The 6,897-nt window shown below is 68.2% G+C and carries 7 protein-coding genes; 1 reads left to right on the top strand and 6 read right to left on the bottom strand.

Annotated elements, in window-relative coordinates; translation table 11 throughout:
* Positions 1–106 precede the first annotated feature (106 nt).
* The 6 genes from ABDW35_RS28525 to ABDW35_RS28500 are packed head-to-tail and all read right to left on the bottom strand — an operon-like array spanning position 107 to position 6,226.
* Entirely contained in the window at positions 107–1,258 is a 1,152-nt protein-coding gene (locus ABDW35_RS28525) for a Gfo/Idh/MocA family oxidoreductase (RefSeq protein ID WP_343717240.1), read from the bottom strand.
* 25 nt (positions 1,259–1,283) lie between these two features.
* A complete protein-coding gene (locus tag ABDW35_RS28520; protein WP_343717239.1) occupies positions 1,284–2,051 on the bottom strand; it encodes a sugar phosphate isomerase/epimerase in 768 nt (255 codons plus the stop codon).
* 56 nt (positions 2,052–2,107) lie between these two features.
* On the bottom strand, positions 2,108–3,193 hold the full coding sequence (locus tag ABDW35_RS28515) for an ABC transporter ATP-binding protein (protein ID WP_343717238.1): 1,086 nt from the start codon (positions 3,191–3,193) through the stop codon (positions 2,108–2,110).
* Positions 3,194–3,197: 4 nt separating this feature from the next.
* Positions 3,198–4,103 (bottom strand): carbohydrate ABC transporter permease, encoded by a 906-nt coding sequence (locus ABDW35_RS28510; protein ID WP_343717237.1) that lies wholly within the window; start codon positions 4,101–4,103, stop codon positions 3,198–3,200.
* Positions 4,100–4,975, bottom strand: a complete 876-nt coding sequence (locus ABDW35_RS28505; protein ID WP_343717236.1) for a sugar ABC transporter permease — start codon at positions 4,973–4,975, stop codon at positions 4,100–4,102. Before ABDW35_RS28505 ends, ABDW35_RS28510 begins: the two co-directional genes overlap by 4 nt.
* A gap of 57 nt (positions 4,976–5,032) precedes the next feature.
* Entirely contained in the window at positions 5,033–6,226 is a 1,194-nt protein-coding gene (locus ABDW35_RS28500; RefSeq protein ID WP_343717235.1) for an ABC transporter substrate-binding protein, read from the bottom strand.
* Between the two features lie 252 nt (positions 6,227–6,478).
* On the opposite strand from ABDW35_RS28500, the gene ABDW35_RS28495 reads away from it, so the two are divergent.
* On the top strand, positions 6,479–6,897 hold a 419-nt coding region (locus ABDW35_RS28495), incomplete at its 3' end, for a LacI family DNA-binding transcriptional regulator (RefSeq protein WP_343717234.1).

Below are 6,897 nucleotides of genomic sequence, written 5' to 3'. Positions count from 1 at the left end.
CTAAAACTGTCATGCCCGGGCTTGACCCGGGCATCCAGAGACTGTCGAGACCCTCTGGATTGCCGGGTCAAGCCCGGCAATGACAGCAATATGTTGCGCGAGGATCTTACGCCGCCTTGCGCGCCGCGACGAAGACCGACTCGTCCGTGCCCAAGGGCACCGGCTCCGGCCGCTGGCAGACGCTCTCGATGGTGACGTGGCGGCCCTCGGTCGAGGAGCGGCCGAACGCCTCCATCACCTCCAGCGCGTGCAGCGCCAGGTCGCCGGAGGCGCGGTGCGGCCGGCCTTCGCGGATGGCGACGGCCATGTCGAGCGCGCCGATGATGCGGTAATCGGCCACCGAGCGGCCGTCCTTCAGCGGCCGGTTCGGCACGCCGAAGGGATGGGCCGAGATGTCGACATCCTGCCAGTCGCCGCCCTGGGCGGTGACCTGCGGCGCGCCGCCGAAGAAGTTCGGGTCGGGTACGAGCAGCGAGCCCTCGGTGCCGTAGATCTCGAACGGGATGCGCTTGTTCTTCCACACGTCCCAGGACGCCGTCAGCGAGATATTGGCGCCGCTCTCGAACTCCAGCACGCCGTTGACTGTGGTCGGCACCTCGACCTGGATGATCTGGCCGCTCAGGGGCTCGCTGGTTACCGTCCGGGTCGGATAGCCCTTGGTGGCGACCGCCGCCACGCGCTTCACCGGCCCCAGCAGGTTGATCAACTGGGTGACGTAGTACGGCCCGATGTCGAGGATCGGCCCGCCGCCCGGCTTGAAGAAGAACTCCGGGTTCGGGTGCCAGCTCTCCATGCCGCGCGAGATCACCGCCGCGGCCCCGCCGACGACCTGGCCGATACGGCCTTCGTCGACCAGCCGGCGGCAGGCCTGGTGGGCGCCGCCGAGGAAGGTGTCGGGGGCGCAGCCGATGCGCAGCCCGGCCGACGCCGCGGCCTGTGCCAAGGCGCGGGCATCGGCCAGCGTCGCCGCCAGCGGCTTCTCGAGATAGACATGCTTGCCGGCGGCGATGATCTGCAGTCCGACCGCGGCGTGGGCCAGCGGCACGGTCAGGTTGATGACGATCTCGATCTCCGGGTCGGCCAGCAGCTCGTCGACCGAGAGCGCCTGGACGCCGTATTGCTGGGCCTTGGCTTCGGCCGCCTCGCGCCGCAGGTCGGCGCAGGCCTTGACGCGCACCAGGCTGGAGCCCGCGACGCCGCGGAAATAGGCGTCGCTGATGTTGCCGCAGCCGATGATGCCGAGGGTGACGGGGGTCATTTTCGGGAGTCTCCGAAGGGGTCGATCAGGCCGGCAGGCCCTTGAGGAAGTCGAAGCTGGCCTTGGCGAAGGCGTCGGGGTGCTTGGGGTTGTCGTGCTCGACCACCATCCACTCGGCGCCCGCCGCCCGGCATTCGCGCCACAGCCGCGGCCAGTCCAGCGTGCCGGTGCCGACATCGGTCCAGCCGTCCTCGTCGGTCTTCTGGCCGGCCGGAGCGATGTCCTTGACATGCGCCGAGACGACCCGCGCCTGTTCCTTCTTCAGCCAGTCGGACGGGTTGGCCCCGCCGCGCGCCAGCCAGGCGACGTCGACCTGCCAGGTCAGCGGGTGGCCGTTGGCGCCGTCGAAGAAATGCGCCAGCACCGGGCGGCCATCCTCCGCCGCCTCCAGCTCCCAATGGTGGTTGTGGTAGCCGAGCCTGATGCCCTTGTCGGCCAGCCGGGCCGCGAACTCGCCCAGCTCCTGGCCGATGCGGCGCCAATGGTCGCCACCGCCCTTGCGCTCCTCAGTCGGCACGGCCGGCATGAACAGCTGGGTCAGGCCGACGGTCTTGGCGCCGTCGACCACCCAGTCCAGCCGCTCGCGCAGCGCCGGCAGGCCGATATGGCCGGAGGACGCGGTCAGGCCGCGGGAGTCGAGCTTGCGGCGGGTGCCGGCCGCATCCTCGAAATGCGACTGGATCGTCTCGACATGGCGGTAGCCGGCGGCGGCCACGGCGTCGAGCTGCTTGTCGAGGTCGCCGTAGTTGCGGAGGCTGTAGAGCTGGATGGAGATCACATCCGGAGTGGACATCGCTTCCTCTGGGGTTTGAAGCCGGTCTCGAGCCGGCGTCTGGTCCGGGGCCGGTGTCAGAGCCGGCGCTCGGTCTGGGTGCTGAACAGGGAGGCCTTGGACAGGTCGAGCGCCAGCCGGGCGCCGCCCGACAGCGCCCGCGCCCGGTCCGGCGGCAGGCGGACGGAGAGGCGCTTGCCGGCCAGGTCGAACCAGGCCAGCGTGTCGGCGCCCATCGGCTCGGTGAACAGGAGCGGCGCGTCGACCTGGACGCCGGGCGCGCCGTCCTCGGCCAGGCCGATATCCTCCGGCCGGAAGCCGAGCACGATCTCGTCCCCCGCCGCGGGCTCGGACAGGAAGGGATAGCCGGCCAGCGGCAGGTCGTGGCCCTCGATCCGGGCGCTGGCGCCGTTGCCCCGGACCACCGTGCCGGGCAGGAAGTTCATCGCCGGTGAGCCGACGAAGCCGGCCACGAACAGGGTCGCCGGCTTCTCGTACAGCGTCTGCGGGTCGGCATACTGCTCGACCTGCCCGCCCTTCATCACCGCGATCCGGGTGGCCAGCGTCATCGCCTCGATCTGGTCGTGGGTGACGTAGACGATGGTCGAGCCCAGCTCCTGGTGCAGGCGCTTGATCTCGACCCGCATCTCGGTGCGCAGCTTGGCGTCGAGGTTGGACAGCGGCTCGTCGAACAGGAACACCTGGGCGTCGCGCACCAGGGCCCGGCCGATCGCCACGCGCTGGCGCTGCCCGCCCGAGAGCTGGCCCGGCTTGCGGTCCAGCAGCTCGCGGATCTGCAGCAGGTCGGCGGCCCAGGCGACGCGCTTCTCCACCTCCTCCTTCGCCATGCGGTTGACGCGCAGGCCGAAGGACAGGTTCTTGCGCACCGTCATGGTCGGATACAGCGCATAGGACTGGAACACCATGGCCAGGCCGCGGGCGCTGGGCTCGGCGTCGGTGACGTCGACGCCGCCGATCACGATCTCCCCGGAATCGACGTCGTCGAGGCCGGCGATGGCGTTGAGCAGGGTCGACTTGCCGCAGCCCGAGGGGCCGAGCAGCACGGTGAAGGCGCCGGGCTCGACCTCGATGTCGATCTCGCGCAGCACGTGCAGCGGGCCGTAGGACTTGTTCAGGGCGCGAATCTGGATGCCGGAGGACATGGGCCTATCCTTTCACGGCGCCCGAGGCGATGCCGCGGACGAAGTACCGGCCGGACAGGAAGTACACGAGCAGCGGCGGCAGCGCGGTCAGCACCGTGGCCGCCATGTTGACGTTGTACTCGATCGTGCCGGTGGTGGTGTTGACGATGTTGTTGAGCTGGACCGTCATCGGCAGGTTCTCACGGCCGGCGAAGATGTAGCCCAGCAGGTAGTCGTTCCAGATGCCGGTGACCTGCAGGATCAGGGCGACCATGAGGATGTTCACCGACATCGGCAGCATGATCTGCAGGAAGATGCGGAAGAAGCCGGCGCCGTCGACCCGGGCGGCCTTCACCAGCTCCTCCGGGATCCCGGCATAGAAGTTGCGGAAGATCAGCGTCATCGTCGGCAGGCCGAAGATGACATGGATCAGGATGATACCGGGCAGCGTGCCGTAGAGGCCCATGCCGGCGAAGATCTTGACCAGCGGGTACAGGATCACCTGGTAGGGGATGAAGGCGCCCAGCATCAGCGCGGTCAGGATCTTGTCGGCATGGCGGAAGCGCCATTGCGCCAGGGCGTAGCCGTTCAGCGCCCCGGCCAGCACCGACAGGATGACGCTGGGCACCAGGATGCGGACCGAGTTCCAGAAGCCGACATGCAACCCGTCGCAGAACAGGCCGGTGCAGGCCGACAGCCAGGCCTTCGACCACGGCTCCAGCGTCGGCGCCATCGGCAGGGCGAAGATCGAGCCCTCGCGGATCTCGTCCATCGGCTTCAGCGAGGTCGACAGCACGATCAGCGCCGGGATGGCGAAGAACAGCGCGGCCAGCACCAGGACGGCATAGAGCCCGACGCGGCTGGCCGAGGCCTTGCGGGCGGGGCGGCGGACGGCGCGCGGGATCGCGCCGGCGACGGCGGTGTCGGTCATCGCGCCCTCCGCGACAGCTCGATGTAAAGATAGGGCGCCAGCGCCGCCAGCACGGCGACCAGCATGACCACGGCGCCGGCCGAGGCCAGGCCGATATTGGCGCGCTCGAAGGTCAGGTCGACCACGAATTTGGCCGGCAGGTCGGTGGCGTTGCCGGGGCCGCCCCGGGTCATGGCGACGACCAGGTCGTAGCTCTTCACCACCGCGATCGCCAGCAGCACCACGCAGGTGACGACCAGCGGCCGCAGCATCGGCAGCACGATCGACAGATAGGTGCGCCAGCGCGGGATGCCTTCGACCCGGGCGGCGCGCCAGATCTCGTGGTCGATGCCGCGCAGCCCGGCCAGCATGATCGCCATGATCAGGCCGGAGGAGTGCCAGACCCCGGCCAGGACCAGGGTGTAGATCGCCCGGTCGCGGTCGACGATCCAGTCGAAGGTGAAGCCCTCCCACCCCAGGCCGCGGACGAAATCCTGCAGCCCCATGGTCGGGTTCAGGAACCACTGCCAGGCCAGGCCGGTGACGATGAAGGACATCGACAGCGGGTACAGGAAGATGGTGCGGAACGCCCCCTCCCCCTTCACCTTCTGGTCGATCAGCACCGCCAGCAGCGTGCCCAGCACCAGCGCCCCGGCGATGAACAGCCCGCCGAACACGAACATGTTGCCGAAGGCGGTATACCAGCGCGCGGTGCTGAACAGCCGGACATACTGGGCGACGCCGGCGAAATCGTAGTTCGGCACCAGGCTGGACCGGGTGAAGGAGATGTAGATGGTCCAGAGGATGGTGCCGTAGAAGCACGCGGCCATGACCAGAACGGTCGGCGCGACCACGGCCTTGGCGGTCAGGTAGCGGATGCGGAGCGCAGCCATGATCCCTCCAGAGGACCGCCCGCCGCGAGGGCGAAGCGGTCCGGTTGAGGCGGTCGGTCAGATGTCGGCGTTGGCGACGATCTCGGAGAACTGCTTGGCAGCCTCCTCCGGCTTCATCTCCGGGTTGGTCCAGAACTGGGTGATCAGATCCTGCAGCTGGCCCTCGACGTCGCTGCTGAAGGCCAGCGCCGTGTTCGGCAGCTGGTTCTCGACCTTCGACATCACCTTCTGGCCTTCCTGTGAGCAGATATCGAGGGTGCCGACATCGGCATCCATCCGTGGCGGCAGGGCGCCCTTGAACTGATTGAAGGCGACCTGGGTGGCCGGGTCCATCATCACCTCGGCCAGCAGCTTCTGGGCCTTGGTCTTCTCCGGATCGTCCAGCTTCGGGAAGGCGAAGACGTCGACGGTCAGGACATAGGCGTCCTGGTTGCCCGGCGGCCGGGCACAGCCGAACTCCTTGCCCGGGGTCAGGCCGGCGGCGGCGAACTCGCCCTTCGCCCAGTCGCCCATGATCTGCATCGCCGCCTTGTTGGTGGCGACCATGATGGTGGTGTCGTTCCACTTCCGGCCGGCGCTGCCCTGGTCGACATAGGCGCGAAGCTTGCCGAAGGTCTCGAAGGCCTTGACCATCTCCGGCCCGCCCGCGGCGGTTGCGTCATGGTCGACATAGACCTTCTTGTAGGTCTCCTTGCCGCCGGCACCGATCAGGACCGAGCGGAACAGCAGCGCCTCCTGCCACGGCTCGCCGCCGAGGCCGAGCGCGGTGTAGCCTTTGGCCTTGATCTTGTCGGCGACAGGGAAGAACTCGTCCCAGGTCTTCGGCGGCTCGGCCCCGACCTCCTGGAAGATCTTGGTCGAGTACCACAGCCAGTTGTCGCCATGGATATCGGTCGGGACGGCGTAGAAATGGCCGTCATAGGAGGCGTTCTTGACGATCAGCGGCGGCAGCTTCTCCTGCCACTTGCCGGCGGCGGCGAGGTCGTCGAGATCGGCCAGCAGCCCTTCCTTCGCCAGGTTGGTGACGGCCACGCCGATGTTCCACTGGATGGCGCCCGGCGCGTCGCCGCCGGCGATCCGATTCATCGCCGCCTGCCGCGCCGCGGTGCCGCCGACCACGGCGCTGTCGATCCAGGTGCCGCCGCGCTTCTTGAACTCGTCGGCGAACACCTTGATCGCCTTGGATTCGCCGCCGCTGGTCCACCAGTGGATCACGTCGACGGTCTGCGCCGTCGCCGTTCCCGCCGCCATCGCTGATATTGCACTGCAAAACGCGACCGACAGCAGAAGTCGTTGGGGAAAATTCATAAGATTCCTCCCTCGATTTATTCGGTTAACGGCTCAACGAACCTCGTCATCGCCCGCAGAACGGGCGACGAACACTGCAACTGCAGCGCATTCCATATTTTGACCGGATCGTACAATCGATTACATTGAGGCGTCAACCGTGGAATCGAGGATCGAATATTGTCCTCCCCTGTGAATGGCCGGAACCGCACCCGGATGGTCGATATCGCCCGGCTGGCGGGCGTTTCAGTGGCGACGGTCAGCCGGGCACTGACCGGCTCCCCCCTCGTCACCGCCGAAACGCGGGAGCGGATCGAGGCGGCGGTGCGCCAGACCGGCTATGCGGTGAACCCGCTGGCGCGCGGCCTGCGCCGGCAGGAGGCGCGGCAGATCCTGGTGCTGGTGCCGGATATCGGCAACCCGTTCTTCTCCGAGGTCCTGTTGGGGGTCGAGGAGGAGGCCGCGGCGCGCGGCTTCAGCATGCTGGTCGGCAACACCGCCAAAGATCTGGCGCGTGAGGACCGGCATGCCGGCCAGATGCTGACCGGGGCAGTGGACGGGCTGATCCTGCTGAACGGCAGGCTGCCGCCGCGGCTGCAGCGCGACCGCGACTTCGACGGCCGGATCGTGGCGGT

The sequence above is a fragment of the Inquilinus sp. genome (assembly GCF_039594555.1).
GTDB lineage: Bacteria > Pseudomonadota > Alphaproteobacteria > DSM-16000 > Inquilinaceae > Inquilinus.
The sequence above is the reverse complement of the archived record's forward strand: the minus strand, read 5'-3'. Positions and strand labels throughout refer to the sequence as shown.